This is a genomic window from Niallia sp. WK069_GA_01 (genome assembly GCF_983173855.1).
The window spans coordinates 1,211,566-1,226,283 of the sequence record NZ_OZ470138.1 but is presented as its reverse complement, the minus strand read 5'-3'; the positions used below and the strand labels follow the sequence as shown (position 1 = coordinate 1,226,283).

The window sequence follows — 14,718 nt, the reverse complement described above, 5'->3', positions numbered from 1 at the left end:
AAAGAATTAGTTAGCCGTAAAACAATATGATAATGACCATAACTTTACTTCTTGTTGATTTATCCTCCTATTAAAACTTCAGTTATTCCTACTGTATAATCTAGAAAGGACTAAATCGCGTAAAAGAGATGCAAATTATTCCCCTAATAAATATAGACTTCGTCTGTAAACCAGTTGTATCTATGTAATGGTTTTCGATAACAAAATCAATGATGGAATAAAAAATATAGACAACTTGCATAGTATTACTAGCATTTGGTTAATAACCTTTGTATTTTTTATTAACAAAGTTCTGTTAGTAATTTCCCTAATCTTGTCATGCCAACCACAATTTTTTCTTCCGGCATATAAGAATAATTAAGGCGGCAATGATTATGTTCTTGTTTTCCTGGAAAGAAGCTGCTGCCTGGAACATATGCCACTTTTGCTTCTGGCAATAATCGATCTTTCATAAGGGAAGCAGTATCGATATTTTTCGGCAAGGTTAACCATGTAAATAGCCCGCCTTCTGGATTGGTATATTGAATACTCTCTGGAAATGTATTCTTCATCATTTTAAACATAATGTCCTTTTTATGCTTATATATCTTTTTTAGATCATTAATATGCTCGTCCAAATTATAAAGCTCCATAAATCGATTGACTGCATGCATATTTAATGTGGAGCTTTGTGTATCTGCAGCCATCTTCAATAGACAAAGTTTTTCTGCGAGTTCCCGTTCTGCTACCAACCAACCGAGACGCATGCCAGGACAAAGTATTTTCGAAAAGCTTCCTAAATGAATTACACGACCTTCAGTATCAAAGCTCTTAATGGAAGGCAGATCTTCCCCTTCAAATCGGATTTCCCGATAAGGACTGTCTTCAATAATAATTACATTAAATTCATTTGCAAGCTCCACTAAACGTTTTCTGCGTTCGAGGCTCATTGTAACACCTGTAGGATTTTGAAAATCTGGTACCGTATAAATAATTTTCGCAGCAGGATTCGCTTTTAATAATTGTTCAAGGTGATCCATATTCATTCCTTCTTTATCCATTGATACTCCTGCATATGTTGGTTCATATGGATGAAAGGCCACCAATGCTCCTAAAAAGGTAGGATCTTCTGTAAGAATAACATCTCCTCTATCTATAAACATTTTCGCTACAAGATCTAATCCCTGTTGTCCGCCATTAATAATAAACAGATTTTCCAGGTCGCATCTTACCCCGATTTTTTCCATTCGTTTCACTAGCTTCAAGCGAAGTCCTAAATGCCCTTCAGAAGTTGTATATTGCAATGCCTGCTGCCCTTCCTCCAGAAGCACACGATCAAAAACTTGCTGCAATTTATCAATTGGAAACATTGTCGGGTCAGGATACCCTCCTCCAAATGAAATAACCTCTGGATCTGCCCCTAACTTTAAGAGTTCACGAATTGCTGAAGGTTTTACTTTTTCCATTCTTTTTGCGTATTGATATTTCATCTGCACTTCCTCCTTGTCGATTTCAATTTACACTTCGTTTCTTCTATTTATAATGAAATTCCTCATATGCTTAATCTTCTTATACATTGAGCTCCTACATTAGAACATACGAATAATTGGATCTTCATTCTATTTACTCTTCTGTTTCATATCGTAGCTGTTTTTTCTAGTTTGGCTCCACATGAACATGAACATCGTATACTCCATAATCTTTTATCATAATGTTTTCAACATACGTAGCTATTTCATGGGCTTCTTTAATACCTAAAGTTGATGTTACTAGAATAACACAATCAATTACTTCATTATTCCCGTAGTTTCTCCCTTTAATTTCTTTTATCCCTTTAACACCATTTACTTTTTTTATAACTTCTTGATAAAGCTGAATTTTATCTTCATCAAATCCATCGGAAAGTTCATGAGATGATTGTCTAAAGATTTCCCAAGCTGTTTTACTTATTAATAATCCTACAATGATAGCAGTTACTGTATCAAGCCAAGGCATATTTAGCTGAGATCCAAATATGCCAACTGCAGTTCCTATACTTACCCAAGCATCAGATATATTATCTTTCGCTGCAGCCATAACAGATTTGCTCTTAATTTTAATCGCTAACTTTCTGTTGTATCGATAAACAAAATACATAGCAAGAGCTGAAAAAATCCCCACATATCCAGCTAAAATATCAGGTGATTCTTTTCCTCCATGAAAGATCGAAGTGATAGCGCCCATTAACACTTCTAAACCAACTACTGCCATAATAAAAGAGGCCACCATAGAAGCGATAGTTTCGCTTTTCCAATGTCCATATCTATGATCTTTATCAGGTGGTCTTTGTGAAAGTTTAAGTCCAATAAGTACAGCAATCGATGCAATGATGTCGGTTGTATTATTTAGTCCATCAGCTTTCAGAGCAGCAGAGTCACTCATATATCCAATTAATAACTTTAAAACAGAGAGACATATGTAAGCAATAATACTTATAATTGCTCCACGTTCACCTAGTTTAAGATCGTTATACTTTTGTTTTTCCATACTACCTACCCCCTATTAAGCACCTGAATATAGTATCAAATAAAACTGGTGTGGGTCTACAGAAACCTTTTTGCATGGATTTAGATATGTAAGCAATATACAAGTAAGTTGCATAAGGTGAAAAATTGACTAATCTTTCCCTTTTGTTAAAATAAAAACCAACCCGGCAATAGGTTGGCTAGTTTGGCTTCTGTTCTATTTACTCCCTGGAGCGGGCTGATATACACCTCTTATATAGTGTCGATGTCCATCATTTTCAGTCGTATAAAAATCATAATAATGAACATGCCAAGCTTCAACTAAAGTATAATCAACAGAGCCATGATTATGAAGCGGGACAAATCCGTCTACGAAATCATCTTTTCCTGTCTTTGCTTTACTTTAAGATGAAAATTGCATTGCTCCATATCCATAGTAAAGCAAGCACCTGTTAATTGAATAGATTGTTTATTATTCGTTTAGTTCATTTATATAGCCGATAACATTACCTAAGCAGCAACTACCTTGAGGGTTGTTTACCTCACACCCGCATCGATTCTCTTTAATGTTTTCACGAATATGTTCTACTGGATTAGGAGTCAGCTCTTTTTCAACATATTGTTTAATTTTTTCTTTTGTCCAACCGAAACAATAACAGACAGGAACAACTGAGGAATTATCTTTTTGGTGAATTGACACCTTAATTTCTGATGTTAAATACGTTTTTTTACTCGTATCAAAATACACAACATTACAATCTTTTGACGAACAAAAATAATGAGTAGAATTCACACTTAAAATATCTAAAATCGTAGGTTTTAACATCGATTTTAACGTGATTATTTTTACTTTTTTCCCTTTTACATGACAAGACGGGCACAACTCAGAACCAATACTTTCAGAAACTTGTTCTTTTGTAGTACAACAATCAGACATATTTACTCCCTCCCTTTCAATAATACTAATATGAAAATATAAAATTTCTACTCCAAGTACACTGCCTTATTAGAACAATAAAAAAACTTACAATAATAAGAAGAAATAAGGCTTGGGTGAAAAAATTAAAACGAAAAATATTAATTCTTTACTTTGCTTATTAAGATGAAAGCGTTCCTTGGTAAGTCAAAGCATTTACTCCTTGCAGTTGTGACACAATAATCAATTAGATCACTCAAAAAATTCACAAGGTTAAAATAAGCTATATCAACTCTTTGATAACATTTTTCTTTTTGCGATACCATACAAAAAGTCCTGCTCGTAGTGCATTATCTGCTGCAATTGATACCCATACTGCGGGTAAACCAAAACCGAGTTTCCAAGCAAATACATATACACCTAACGTACGAATTACCCATATCCCTACAATAGTAACGATCATAGGAAAAGAACTGTTTCCTCCTGCTTGTACCACAGATGTATCAACTAAAACGGAAGCTAAGAACGGTTGTGAGACTGTATCAATAAATAAAATGATCATCAATAAATGAATCATCGTTTCATCCTGTGTAAACAATTTACCTACCCATGGGCTTGAAAAGGCTAATATTGCAGTTATTAAAGTCATAGAAATAGATGATTGAATATAACTCCATCTCCTATATTCCTTAACATCTGACAAATTATTTTCCCCAATCGCCTGACCGATAAGAGTGCTGGCTGCAACTGCAAATCCTCCACCAATGGTATAAGCAAATGTAGTTAAAGTTCCAGCAATATTATGCGTGGCATACACGTCTGTTCCCATTCGTACAATTAATCCAAAATAGATGACTTGGCCTAATCTCATAGACAATCTTTCTAACGTTGCAGGTACTGCAAATTTCATCATGCTTCCTGCCAAGGTTACTATTAGTTTAAAATCACTAATTTTTAATGCTATGGAAGGTATGCGTTGGGATTTTATTAAGAGACGTAGAAAACCATATATTCTTGCTAAAATCATTGCTATAGCTGCACCCGTCAATCCTAACCCACCAAATGAACCTATTCCGAAAATTAAGATATAATCAAGGATGACATGCACGACATTCATTTCTATCCCAACTCGAAAAGGTGTTCTCGTATCGCCTATTGCACGAAATGAAGCAGATTGAGCAGTAAATAATGCAATGAATGGAGTTAAGCCTAAAACAACTTTAAAGTAAATGGAAGCTGTGTTTTTTAGTGCATCATTTGCACCTACCAAATTTAACAAAGGCTCAGAAAATATGATTGACACTAATGAAAAAAGGAGCCCAATTAAAATAGATATTAAAAGACCATGAAAAATAACAGATTTACTTCTCTCAATATCCTTTGCACCAAATGCCCTTGATAAATAGACGGAAAGAGTCGCAGATATAGCCGTAAAAACCCCAATATAAGTCATGCTATATATATTTGTTACGCCTACTGCATTGATAGCGACTAATCCAAGTTTTGCAATAAAAAGGGAATCTATGACCCCAAGCAAACTTTGTAAATAGGATTCCCCAATTGCTGGTATTGCGATATTAAATACTTTTTTTGCTTTACTAGGAACTTGCATAAATTTTTCCTTCTTCCTTTACTTTTATTAGTAACCTAGCAATCAAGTATTACTTCAATTAATAACCAAAAACCTCTTTTTTATTTTCATTAAGATTTTATATATACTTCAATTTATTTAATAAAGGTTTTTCACAATGTTGCTACTCTACCTTTTCGCATTGGGCTTCTTCTGATCCTTTAATTATACCAAGTATTATGTATATTTATTGTTAACATTTTTAATTCATTAGCAATTTTAGATAATGATTTCGATAGCATGTGGGTTTCTTCAAAAGATTCCAATTGTTCCTGCGTTGCTCTAGTGACAAGAATTGAGTTTTCATAATTATATCTTGCAATAGAAGATAAATGTTCAATAGATTCTGAAACTTCTTCTGCATTATCTGCTATTTTTTTTTAAGCCGACATTACCTCATTCATTTCGATATTATTATCTTTTGTTGATTGTGAGATTACTGAGAATTTCTCTTTGTATCACGTGTTATATTAATCCCTTCTTTCACTTCCTCCATAACTGTACTCATAGTCCATACAGATTCTTCAGTTGCCTGTTGAATCTGACTAACTAATAAGGCGATTTGATCTGCAGATTGATTTGATTGTTCAGCTAACTTTTTTACCTCGTCAGCTACCACAGCAAATCTCTTTCCAGCTTTTGCCCTGCCCTGGCTGCCTCAATAGCCGCGTTTAAAGCAAGTAAGTTAGTCTGATTGGCTATATCTGATATCACATTCAAAATTTGTTCAATTTCACGAGAGCGTACTTGAAGTAGTTGAATGGACTTATTAGATCCACTTACTGATTCTTGTATTAATTTCATTTGGTGAACCGTTTTCTCTACTGCCTCTTCACCTGCTGCAGCATATCCTATTGTTTCTTTGGAATGCCAGGAAACTTTTTCTGTGTTAACCGCTATTTCGTTAATTTCCTTCTTCATATTTATAATTGAATGAGCTAACTTCTCCAAGCTAACAGTTTGATCCTCCGTTCCAATAGAAACTTCATGAATTGAATTGGAGATTTGTTCGGTTACCTTGGTAGTTTCGTTTACACTGTCTACAAGTTGATCTGCTGACAATGCGACTTCAGCCGAAGTTTCATTCATTTTTCCTACTAAGTTTCCTAAATTTCCAAGCATTTTTTCAAAGGAACTAATTAATTGACCAATTTCATCGTTAGTCTTATTTGGTATAACAATATTTAAATCTCCATTAGCAACTTTTCTTGTAACTGATAATAATGATTTAAGTGGTAAAATGACAATCAAACGAATAAATATTGTCGAAATGACAGTAGTAATGATGAGGCTGATGGAAGTATAAATATAAACTCCATAAAAAATGCATACTTCTATCATTGGTATTGATTTCAATTAAATTTCAAATGATACTAATTTAATTTATATGAGAATGCTTGACTACCCATTTGCTGCCAAGCTTTTATAAAGTCATCCTTAGGTACTTTCTTGTTTTTATCTCCACTTATTGGATCATTAAAATAAATAAAGGACTGATCATAACCTGTTATTAATACCGAATGCTCTTTATACGTAATATTTACTTCGCCACTTGGAGTCTTCCATTTTTCAAAAGCAGTATCAGCAAGTTTTTTATACGTTGTATTTGTTATTATCCATATTGGTCTTTTATTTGATAGATATAATTTTAAATTCTCAAAATTACTTCCAGTTAAATTCACTATTTTTCCATGGAGATACTTTTCAGCCAACTCTATAACTGGTTTATGATAAACACCATAACCAGGATTATTATAAGAATACATATCTCCTATATAACCTTCATTAGGATTTCCCCAAAAGATTTCCTCATTTTTTATAGACCTTGGTGTTTTATCTTTTTTAACTTTATTGGCTAATTCCATTTTATCTACCTTAACATCATAATATTGCAGAAACATACCAAGACTAGTTACTTCACATCCTCTCGGCAGCTCAGGGAATTGCTGAATTACTGGAGCATCTATGAGTATTTTCTCTTTAGGGTTTAAAATTTCATTCTTTTTCTCTCTTTTATCTTTCTTTAAAGATACTGGAGCAATTTGAGTTTCAGTTTCTCTACGAAGGAAATCTTTTATTTCCTTTGGATCAGAAAATATCAGTACCCCAATAATCAAAATATAGAAAGATAAAAGTAGGAGTATTACTATATTAATTTTTTTGAATATTATAGGGATTAATAAAGTTATGCTCAATAAAAAAAAGATAATTAAAATGATATTCTGCATTCTTTTCTCCAATTTTAGATAATATTTTATATTTTAATAAAAATTTATGCACAAAATATGGAGCAATACTTTTTATACTTTTCGAGATAACTTTTATTACCAAGAATATTAATAAAAAATCTGCATAATTTCTTCACGAATATTTTATATAATAAAAAAACTAATTTAGTTAATAGAATACGTCAATATTATTTGGCCTTAATCTATTTTATAAAGATGTAGAAGGTGTTGGTAAATGTGATTAAAAGAAGAATATATAAAAACGGGCAAATTTCTATCCCTAAACATCTACAGACAGAGTTAAAAATAACCAATGGAGATCTCCTCTTTGTATATATAGTAAATAAATCTATTATTATACAAGCTACACATGATAATGAAACCTTAAATCAATGTTATATAAATGGTGGGCGTATTTCTATTCCAATGGAAATTAGACGATTATTAACCATTACGAATAGAACACACCTAGTAATGGGAATTACTGATGATAAACGAAAAATTTATGTTAATATTGATGAAGAACAAGATTAATTTTCCTAAATTTTAGACTATGGTAAATCTTTTTGGTTTGACAAATTCTATCTCCTCATAATAAATGGTATAGGTAAATTGTCGATGTGAAAATTGTTATCGAATAATCCCTTTGATTTTTTTATCATGCATTTGTAGAAAACTTCAAAATAAGAAACACACATGATTTCACACTCACACCCCGGCATGAAAATTTTTTCTAAGCCGGGGTTTTACTTTTTTGTCCATTTTTCCATACTGATTAATGCTATGGGAAGTAATCTTTACGTGCGCTTTTGTGGTGGTTCGACCCTGTATAAGAAACTGTTTGGAATTTGCCTTGTGTACACCCCTTTGTTGACTCTTCAATTTTTGAGGATGATCACGTACAGAAAAATGCTGTTTGACCAAGCTTATTCCACTTTCCATAGACACTACTTTGGAGGTTGTTTTATTTGGACATTTTATTAACCCATTGTGCCGGAATGGATGTTCATCAAAAAGAGATTGTAGTTTGTGCCCTAACTGGCACTAATAATGAATCCATTCAAAAAGAAACCAAGACTTTTTCCACTTTAACCAAAAGTTTATTTGATTTATTAAAGTGGTTAGAAGAAAAACAAATTACACACATTGCTCTGGAAAGTACCGGAATCTATTGGAAGCCGGTATACAACATCCTTGAAGGATATTTCGATATTACTGTGGCCAATGCCCAACGTATTAAAAACGTTCCTGGTCGTAAGACCGATGTTTCAGATGCAGAATGGATTGCCAAGCTTCTTCGTCATGGATTGATTGAAAAAAGCTTTGTCCCTTCCCAAGATCTTCGGGAATTAAGAGATTTGAACCGTTTACGCAAGAAATGGGTTGGTAACTTAACAGCTGAAAAAAATAGAATTTCAAAGGTCCTCGAATGTTCAAACATAAAGCTTGGTTCAGTTATTTCTGATATCTTTGGGGTTTCTGGACGTAAACTTTTGAAACAGTTAGTCGATAATGGATACCTTGATAAGGCTGATGTTGATGCCAATATCCATCATTCTCTCCGCAAGAAGGCTGATACCATTTCCGATTCTCTTTTCGGAACATTAAATGAACATCAAATGTTTATGATTAAAAGCTCTTGGAATCATATCATGTATTTGGAAACTTCCATTCAAGAACTTGAAAATAGGATAGATACCCTGCTTCATTCCTATCAAGAAGAAAAAGAAATACTTTTATCTATCCCAGGTATAAAGGAACACACAGCTGCTGTTATTATTGCGGAAATCGGAACAGATATGAGCCAATTCCCTTCATCAAGACATTTAGCTTCTTGGGCTGGTGTATCACCTGGCAATAATGAAAGTGCTGGTAAAAAGAAAAGTTCCAAAAGCGTTCAAGGAAACCCACATATAAAAGCTGCTCTTTGTGAGGTTGCTTGGGCTATATCAAGGTCGAAAAATACCTCAATGTCAAATGTTTTTTGGTCTCTATCTGCAAGAAGAGGAAAGAAAAAAGCTTTACAGGCTATTGCACATAAAGTTTTAAGAATTATATATACCCTATTTATTAATAAGCAACACTTCTCTGAACCACGTCTAGCTGGTTAGACGACCTTCCATTACAATACTCTATTAAGGTTGTGATTTTTTTAAAAAATTGAGGTCACACCCTTTCTTTACTATTGTCTTTTTTCTAGAAGTCCACGCTTCAAGATTTTCTTTACACCAAAATCCTGTACCCGCCCTATCAAATAGAACACGTTACTGTATTATACAGATACCCAGAATAGCCACTCGCCCGTTTTATTTTCACAGAAAAAGCGCAAGCGCCCTTGCTCATCGACAGAATAAGCTGGACTGAATCGAGTGAGATAAACGAAACACGAAGAGAGTTAGCGATTCGATGTTGACTTATCGTAGACGAGGTGAGGGAAGCGTTGAAGTCGATAGGGCGCTGGAGCTAGACACCCGTCAGACTTCAGAAAACTTATACTTTCTTATCTTATAAGAAACACACATGATTTCACACTCACACCCCGGCATGAAAATTTTTTCTAAGCCGGGGTTTTACTTTTTTGTCCATTTTTCCATACTGATTAATGCTATGGGAAGTAATCTTTACGTGCGCTTTTGTGGTGGTTCGACCCTGTATAAGAAACTGTTTGGAATTTGCCTTGTGTACACCCCTTTGTTGACTCTTCAATTTTTGAGGATGATCACGTACAGAAAAATGCTGTTTGACCAAGCTTATTCCACTTTCCATAGACACTACTTTGGAGGTTGTTTTATTTGGACATTTTATTAACCCATTGTGCCGGAATGGATGTTCATCAAAAAGAGATTGTAGTTTGTGCCCTAACTGGCACTAATAATGAATCCATTCAAAAAGAAACCAAGACTTTTTCCACTTTAACCAAAAGTTTATTTGATTTATTAAAGTGGTTAGAAGAAAAACAAATTACACACATTGCTCTGGAAAGTACCGGAATCTATTGGAAGCCGGTATACAACATCCTTGAAGGATATTTCGATATTACTGTGGCCAATGCCCAACGTATTAAAAACGTTCCTGGTCGTAAGACCGATGTTTCAGATGCAGAATGGATTGCCAAGCTTCTTCGTCATGGATTGATTGAAAAAAGCTTTGTCCCTTCCCAAGATCTTCGGGAATTAAGAGATTTGAACCGTTTACGCAAGAAATGGGTTGGTAACTTAACAGCTGAAAAAAATAGAATTTCAAAGGTCCTCGAATGTTCAAACATAAAGCTTGGTTCAGTTATTTCTGATATCTTTGGGGTTTCTGGACGTAAACTTTTGAAACAGTTAGTCGATAATGGATACCTTGATAAGGCTGATGTTGATGCCAATATCCATCATTCTCTCCGCAAGAAGGCTGATACCATTTCCGATTCTCTTTTCGGAACATTAAATGAACATCAAATGTTTATGATTAAAAGCTCTTGGAATCATATCATGTATTTGGAAACTTCCATTCAAGAACTTGAAAATAGGATAGATACCCTGCTTCATTCCTATCAAGAAGAAAAAGAAATACTTTTATCTATCCCAGGTATAAAGGAACACACAGCTGCTGTTATTATTGCGGAAATCGGAACAGATATGAGCCAATTCCCTTCATCAAGACATTTAGCTTCTTGGGCTGGTGTATCACCTGGCAATAATGAAAGTGCTGGTAAAAAGAAAAGTTCCAAAAGCGTTCAAGGAAACCCACATATAAAAGCTGCTCTTTGTGAGGTTGCTTGGGCTATATCAAGGTCGAAAAATACCTCAATGTCAAATGTTTTTTGGTCTCTATCTGCAAGAAGAGGAAAGAAAAAAGCTTTACAGGCTATTGCACATAAAGTTTTAAGAATTATATATACCCTATTTATTAATAAGCAACACTTCTCTGAACCACGTCTAGCTGGTTAGACGACCTTCCATTACAATACTCTATTAAGGTTGTGATTTTTTTAAAAAATTGAGGTCACACCCTTTCTTTACTATTGTCTTTTTTCTAGAAGTCCACGCTTCAAGATTTTCTTTACACCAAAATCCTGTACCCGCCCTATCAAATAGAACACGTTACTGTATTATACAGATACCCAGAATAGCCACTCGCCCGTTTTATTTTCACAGAAAAAGCGCAAGGGCCTTGCTCAGCCCCGAAGAAAAATGTTCTCTTGTCTCAAAAAGTGTTTTTTACTTTTAGAGACAAGAGGCAATACTCACAGGGGCTAGGCGTCGGCCGGCTAAATACGCCACATCCTGTGGCCAACGCCGGCACTAGTACATCCTGTACGTCGGATCTAGACACTTATCTAGGTTAAAAAATTTTATACTTTCTTTTTAAAAAACCATTGCATAAGCAATGGCTTTTTATTAATATCAGAATTTATATGTTTCAAGTTAGATAACTGTCTAGCTCCAGCGCCTATCGCCTAACGTACTTCAGGTCTTCTCCCAACGATAAGTCAAGCACGAACTCGCTTGCGCTTTTCTTAATTTGATTCTTTTTTCACAAAAGCTGAAAGATTTTCCAATTTTTCATGAAGCTTTTTATTCTCCTCTTCTAAATTAGTCATTTTCAACTCTATATCTTGGGCAGCCTGATTATGATTTTGACCATGTTTATGTCCTCCATGGCCCTTCATCATAAATAACATCATAATCGGGCAAACTAACACTAGTAAATACGACAACCATTCCATTTATATCACTCCTATCTTTTTTTAATCATAAGATAAAATGATGGATTTTTTTTCGAGAAACTTTGTATATATTATGAAAATACACAAATATTATATAGACATATAATCCAATGGATTAATAGCATTCGATTTTGATGCATTCCATTCGCCCTTATGCATTTCAAAATGTAAGTGTTGCCCAAATGATTGACCAGTATTTCCCATGATACCAACCTGCTGTCCCTTAGAAACACTTTCTCCTGCTTGAACACTTCTACTATCCATATGTGCATAGACAGTAGTATAGATTTGTCCATTAATGGAATGAGAAATAAAGATAACATTCCCATAACTTGTTGAATAATAAGATCTACTAACAACTCCGTCAGCAGCAGCTACTATAGGAACATCAGCACCGTTTGCAATATCTATTCCGGCATGGAATTTATTCCATCTCTCTCCTAGACTTGATGTTAATCGACCTTGAGCTGGTTTCGTCCATTCACCAGAATTGGAGTCGAAGCTTTTTAAACCATTATTTTGAGTAGCAGCTTGCCCCATTTTTTCCGTACCATTTTTTCGTGTGTTTTCTAAATCTATAGCTTTTCCTATAGCATCTTCTTGTGATGTAAGTACAGATTTTTCCTCTTCTAAGTTTAATGTTTCGTTCTCTAACGTTTCTTCTTCAGATTTTAAAGAAGTCATGATATCATCTTTTTCCTTTTTTTGGACATCTAAATCTTGCTTCATTGTTTTCATATCATCTAGAAATTGTTGCAAATTTTCCAACTTTTCTTTTACTTCAACCTCTTTCTTTTCTAAAAGTTCCTTATCCTCAAGATGCTCACGAATTAAATCTCCATCTGCATTTACTATAGTTGCAACTGCTCCTACTCTATCTATAAAATCACTAAAAGTTTGTGAACCCATTATTACGTCTAAATAACCTATATTACCTGTCTGTTGATATGAACGAACACGTTCTTTTAACAAGTCTTCTCGTTTTTGTATACGATCTTGCAAGTCGGAAATCTCCTCTTTTAATTCATCAATTTTAATTTTTGTATTAGAAATTTCTTCACTCTTATCACGTATTCTTTGATTTATATCACTGATTAACATATCAAGGCGTTTTATTTCCGAATCCATTTTATCTTGTTCACTCTTTAATTGATTTAACTCTTGCTGCGCTTTTTTTATCCCAGACTCTAGTTCAGAACGATCTTCTTGAATTATATCTTTTTTACTTTGTAAGTCTTGAACTGAAGATGCAAATGCAATGGAGTCATTAATAAATAAGGTAAAAGAAGCTGCAATTCCAATTGTTATAGCAGATGTCTTAAGTGATAGTTTCTTCATTTCTACTTTCCTCTCCTGACCAGCGATTTTGTTTCTATATTTACCTTTTTTTTAAAAAAATTTTATATTTATACCATAGGTAAGGAACTTAAAGCTAATTTGTATTCCAACAAGCAAGATTATAACATCACTTTTTGTCGAAATAGCAGTTAAAAATTTTTACAATTATGTTTCATTGTAATATTTTTAAAACATAAAATAGTTGAGTGTATTATTCTATATTCAGAAATATATACAGTTTAATAGTTTAGCAAAATCAAATTTTTATACCTTTTAATGTTTTTTCTTCTATTTGGTTTAAAGCTAAGTTAAATTTTTATTTTTTTATACTTGAATCTATTTTATACAACACATTAAGAGTGAGTTTTTCCCACTCTTCTATTCTTTTTTTGGAAAAAAGATACATTTATAAAAATCTCAAAATATGGAGATAAATAGACTATTGTGCTTTTTTTTCCATTTGTTTAGCTTACTTCATATTTTCTGCACAATTTCTTGGTATATTGTTAAATAACAAAGGAGGAATTATTAACATGTTGAAAAAAAGAGTGAAAAAATCAGTAGTATTACTAATTGCGAGCCTTCTCTTAGTATTGGGAGCCTGCTCCAACACTAATGATAAAAATAAGGAAAGTTCAGAAAATAAAGAGAACATGGAAGGCATGGATCATAGTAATATGGACATGAATCAATCTAACCCTGAGGAAGTTCCAGAAGGTATGAAAGTAGCAGAAAATCCAACATATAAAGTTGGGAGTAAAGCGATAATCAATGCAGAACACATGGAAGGTATGAAGGGTGCTGAAGCAACGATTGTCGGTGCTTATGACACGACGATTTATGCTGTTTCTTATACTCCAACAACTGGTGGAGAAAGAGTGGAAAATCATAAATGGGTGGTTCAAGAAGATATTAAAGATGCAGGCGATGAATCTTTCGAACCTGGAACGGAAGTTATTTTAGAGGCAGATCATATGAAAGGTATGAAGGGAGCAACCGCTGAAATTGATTCAGCCGAAAAAAGCACTTTGTACATGGTTGATTACACTCCGACTTCCGGCGGAGAAAAAGTTAAAAATCATAAATGGCTAACAGAAAATGAACTGTCAGCTACTAAATAAAGTTTTTAAAAAAATGAACGATATTTATATTTTCAACTCCCAAAAGAGCTTATTCTACTTAAGGAATAAGCTCTTTTGATTTAGTGTTCAGTCAGGTTTATTAATTAAATCAATTTAATCACCCTATTTAAAGAAACTCCAAAAGCAGAATTTCTGAAATTCATTTTTAAAATTCTCTTATACCGCTTCACATCAATTGTATAACATTGACACAAGCTAATTAGATGTATTATAAACGAGTGTGACAAGCTTAAATAACAAAATTGTTTTCTTTTCTGCATAAAATCT

At 33.6% G+C, this 14,718-nt stretch carries 13 protein-coding genes and 1 pseudogene; 4 read left to right on the top strand and 10 right to left on the bottom strand.

What is annotated here, in order from left to right; all coding sequences use genetic code 11:
- Positions 1 to 281: 281 nt before the first annotated feature.
- The 8 genes and pseudogenes from AC5LWL_RS05870 to AC5LWL_RS05835 form a co-directional block, all read right to left on the bottom strand.
- Positions 282 to 1,469 (bottom strand): aminotransferase-like domain-containing protein, encoded by a 1,188-nt coding sequence (locus tag AC5LWL_RS05870; protein ID WP_493433449.1) that lies wholly within the window; start codon positions 1,467 to 1,469, stop codon positions 282 to 284.
- Between the two features lie 166 nt (positions 1,470 to 1,635).
- On the bottom strand, positions 1,636 to 2,505 hold the full coding sequence (locus AC5LWL_RS05865; RefSeq protein ID WP_493433448.1) for a cation diffusion facilitator family transporter: 870 nt from the start codon (positions 2,503 to 2,505) through the stop codon (positions 1,636 to 1,638).
- A gap of 195 nt (positions 2,506 to 2,700) precedes the next feature.
- Positions 2,701 to 2,877: pseudogene (locus AC5LWL_RS05860) on the bottom strand (YmaF family protein); the annotation flags it as partial.
- A 78-nt stretch (positions 2,878 to 2,955) separates the two neighbouring features.
- Positions 2,956 to 3,420 (bottom strand): putative iron-sulfur cluster-binding metallochaperone, encoded by a 465-nt coding sequence (locus AC5LWL_RS05855; RefSeq protein WP_493433447.1) that lies wholly within the window; start codon positions 3,418 to 3,420, stop codon positions 2,956 to 2,958.
- A 262-nt stretch (positions 3,421 to 3,682) separates the two neighbouring features.
- Positions 3,683 to 5,011, bottom strand: coding sequence for an MATE family efflux transporter (locus AC5LWL_RS05850; protein WP_493433446.1), 1,329 nt, complete (start codon positions 5,009 to 5,011; stop codon positions 3,683 to 3,685).
- A 454-nt stretch (positions 5,012 to 5,465) separates the two neighbouring features.
- Entirely contained in the window at positions 5,466 to 5,648 is a 183-nt protein-coding gene (locus AC5LWL_RS05845) for a methyl-accepting chemotaxis protein (RefSeq protein ID WP_493433445.1), read from the bottom strand.
- Positions 5,642 to 6,370 (bottom strand): methyl-accepting chemotaxis protein, encoded by a 729-nt coding sequence (locus AC5LWL_RS05840; RefSeq protein ID WP_493433444.1) that lies wholly within the window; start codon positions 6,368 to 6,370, stop codon positions 5,642 to 5,644. Before AC5LWL_RS05840 ends, AC5LWL_RS05845 begins: the two co-directional genes overlap by 7 nt.
- 32 nt (positions 6,371 to 6,402) lie before the next feature.
- On the bottom strand, positions 6,403 to 7,257 hold the full coding sequence (locus AC5LWL_RS05835; protein WP_493433443.1) for a C39 family peptidase: 855 nt from the start codon (positions 7,255 to 7,257) through the stop codon (positions 6,403 to 6,405).
- Between the two features lie 237 nt (positions 7,258 to 7,494).
- Between AC5LWL_RS05835 and AC5LWL_RS05830 the strand changes: the two genes are divergently transcribed.
- The 3 genes from AC5LWL_RS05830 to AC5LWL_RS05820 all read left to right on the top strand — a co-directional run bounded on the left by AC5LWL_RS05830 (position 7,495) and on the right by AC5LWL_RS05820 (position 11,192).
- On the top strand, positions 7,495 to 7,791 hold the full coding sequence (locus AC5LWL_RS05830) for an AbrB/MazE/SpoVT family DNA-binding domain-containing protein (protein ID WP_493433442.1): 297 nt from the start codon (positions 7,495 to 7,497) through the stop codon (positions 7,789 to 7,791).
- A gap of 434 nt (positions 7,792 to 8,225) precedes the next feature.
- Positions 8,226 to 9,368 (top strand): IS110 family RNA-guided transposase, encoded by a 1,143-nt coding sequence (locus AC5LWL_RS05825; protein ID WP_493432573.1) that lies wholly within the window; start codon positions 8,226 to 8,228, stop codon positions 9,366 to 9,368.
- A 681-nt stretch (positions 9,369 to 10,049) separates the two neighbouring features.
- On the top strand, positions 10,050 to 11,192 hold the full coding sequence (locus tag AC5LWL_RS05820; protein WP_493432573.1) for an IS110 family RNA-guided transposase: 1,143 nt from the start codon (positions 10,050 to 10,052) through the stop codon (positions 11,190 to 11,192).
- A 569-nt stretch (positions 11,193 to 11,761) separates the two neighbouring features.
- Here the strand turns inward: AC5LWL_RS05820 and AC5LWL_RS05815 are convergent.
- Together AC5LWL_RS05815 and AC5LWL_RS05810 are read right to left on the bottom strand one after the other, a co-directional pair.
- A complete protein-coding gene (locus AC5LWL_RS05815) occupies positions 11,762 to 11,971 on the bottom strand; it encodes a DUF2933 domain-containing protein (protein ID WP_493433441.1) in 210 nt (69 codons plus the stop codon).
- A 90-nt stretch (positions 11,972 to 12,061) separates the two neighbouring features.
- A complete protein-coding gene (locus tag AC5LWL_RS05810) occupies positions 12,062 to 13,309 on the bottom strand; it encodes a murein hydrolase activator EnvC family protein (protein ID WP_493433440.1) in 1,248 nt (415 codons plus the stop codon).
- 533 nt (positions 13,310 to 13,842) lie between these two features.
- Here AC5LWL_RS05810 and AC5LWL_RS05805 point away from each other — a divergent pair.
- The gene (locus AC5LWL_RS05805) at positions 13,843 to 14,430 is read left to right on the top strand and encodes a YdhK family protein (RefSeq protein WP_493433439.1); all 588 of its coding nucleotides are present in this window, start codon (positions 13,843 to 13,845) and stop codon (positions 14,428 to 14,430) included.
- Positions 14,431 to 14,718: the final 288 nt, after the last annotated feature.

What these genes read in the sequence shown, in the direction of transcription:
- AC5LWL_RS05870 (WP_493433449.1), bottom strand. Translation starts at nt 1,469, where the DNA reads ATGAAATATCAATACGCAAAAAGAATGGAAAAAGTAAAACCTTCAGCA.
- AC5LWL_RS05865 (WP_493433448.1), bottom strand. Translation starts at nt 2,505, where the DNA reads ATGGAAAAACAAAAGTATAACGATCTTAAACTAGGTGAACGTGGAGCA.
- AC5LWL_RS05855 (WP_493433447.1), bottom strand. Translation starts at nt 3,420, where the DNA reads ATGTCTGATTGTTGTACTACAAAAGAACAAGTTTCTGAAAGTATTGGT.
- AC5LWL_RS05850 (WP_493433446.1), bottom strand. Translation starts at nt 5,011, where the DNA reads ATGCAAGTTCCTAGTAAAGCAAAAAAAGTATTTAATATCGCAATACCA.
- AC5LWL_RS05840 (WP_493433444.1), bottom strand. Translation starts at nt 6,370, where the DNA reads ATGATAGAAGTATGCATTTTTTATGGAGTTTATATTTATACTTCCATC.
- AC5LWL_RS05835 (WP_493433443.1), bottom strand. Translation starts at nt 7,257, where the DNA reads ATGCAGAATATCATTTTAATTATCTTTTTTTTATTGAGCATAACTTTA.
- AC5LWL_RS05815 (WP_493433441.1), bottom strand. Translation starts at nt 11,971, where the DNA reads ATGGAATGGTTGTCGTATTTACTAGTGTTAGTTTGCCCGATTATGATG.
- AC5LWL_RS05810 (WP_493433440.1), bottom strand. Translation starts at nt 13,309, where the DNA reads ATGAAGAAACTATCACTTAAGACATCTGCTATAACAATTGGAATTGCA.
- AC5LWL_RS05805 (WP_493433439.1), top strand. Translation starts at nt 13,843, where the DNA reads ATGTTGAAAAAAAGAGTGAAAAAATCAGTAGTATTACTAATTGCGAGC.